This is a genomic window from Brucella rhizosphaerae (assembly GCF_002252475.1).
GTDB lineage: Bacteria > Pseudomonadota > Alphaproteobacteria > Rhizobiales > Rhizobiaceae > Brucella > Brucella rhizosphaerae.
Genome location: NZ_NNRK01000014.1, coordinates 1 through 1,208, shown reverse-complemented (window position 1 = coordinate 1,208; position 1,208 = coordinate 1). Strand labels below are relative to the sequence as shown.

Below are 1,208 nucleotides of genomic sequence, written 5' to 3'. Positions count from 1 at the left end.
ACCTTGCCTGAGGCAACAGCCGGATAAAGCGTACCGAGATACTGGCTGATCAATGTTTCCGGGATTTTGCGACCTTCAAGACGCTTCATGAGTGAATTGACAGCAGCGGTCGCTTCAGGATGTGGCCAGTAATAGCGAATGCGATCGCTATAGGAGAAATGGCGCTGAAGACGCAGCTCGCTCGCATCGCCATGATAATATTTCTCCCAGTTCTTAGGCTCGTTGAGAAGCAGCTTTTCAAGCTTGCCGCGAACCGTCTCTTCTTCCGGTAGCTTGTCGAGAAAAGCTGCAATCTGATCAAGGCCATAAAGCGCTTCACGCAGCGCGAAGGTGAGGCCCGGGCCGACTTTCAGAATCGCAAAACCGTCATGAACGAGGTCAGTAAGCGCTTCTACCGGCTGATAGTCGGTTGAGTGCGCTTCAAAGACAAATTGCGGCATTTCATTGAGCGTGCTGCTCAGCGCCGTTGCCTTGTCGCTATCGTAATAGACGACATTCTCATTGCCAAATTCCACACCCGGCTGCACGACAACACCAATGGCACGCGCAAAGGCATCTTCCAAACCAAGCGCGGCAAAAGCCTTGCGGTGAATAGCAACAGTTTCAAGGGCTGCTTGCGGTGTGGTCAGTTCCAGATCTTCAATTTCTTCCATCGCACCGCCGGGGATCGGAACCTCGGTACCGACGATATAGACCGGCAGATCAAAGCCGGATTCAGCGGCTGCTTTTTCTGCAACCCTGGCAAGACGTGCTGCACGTTCCGCGGTGATTGCATCCGGCAGAGCGACCGGTTCACCGGCGCAGCCCATGGAGGTGTCGAGATGGATCTTGGTAAAGCCTGCACGCACAAAGCCATCCATCATGATTTCGGACTTCTGCATGGCTTCTTCTGCGGGCAGATGCTTCCACGGATTTGGACCCAGATGGTCGCCACCCAGAATAAGGTGCTTGGTATCAAAGCCGAGGCGGACGGCAATGTCTTCGACAAAGCGGCGGAAATCAGCCGGTGTCATGCCGGTATAGCCGCCATCCTGATTGACCTGATTGCAGGTGGCTTCGATCAACACGTCGGTTTTGGTTGCAATGCCTTCAAGCAGAGCTGCTTCAATGACCACAGGATGCGCTGAACAGATCGAGGTGATGCCACCACGTGCACCGCTCGAAAACCGTGCGGGAAGCGTGCTCAATGTCTGCGTGCTGCTCATGAC

General features: G+C 54.4%; 1 protein-coding gene. It reads right to left on the bottom strand.

What is annotated here, in order from left to right; translation table 11 throughout:
* Positions 1-1,205: D-tagatose-bisphosphate aldolase, class II, non-catalytic subunit (locus CEV32_RS01965; protein WP_094573772.1), on the bottom strand; the 1,205-nt coding region annotated here is incomplete at its 3' end.
* Positions 1,206-1,208: the final 3 nt, after the last annotated feature.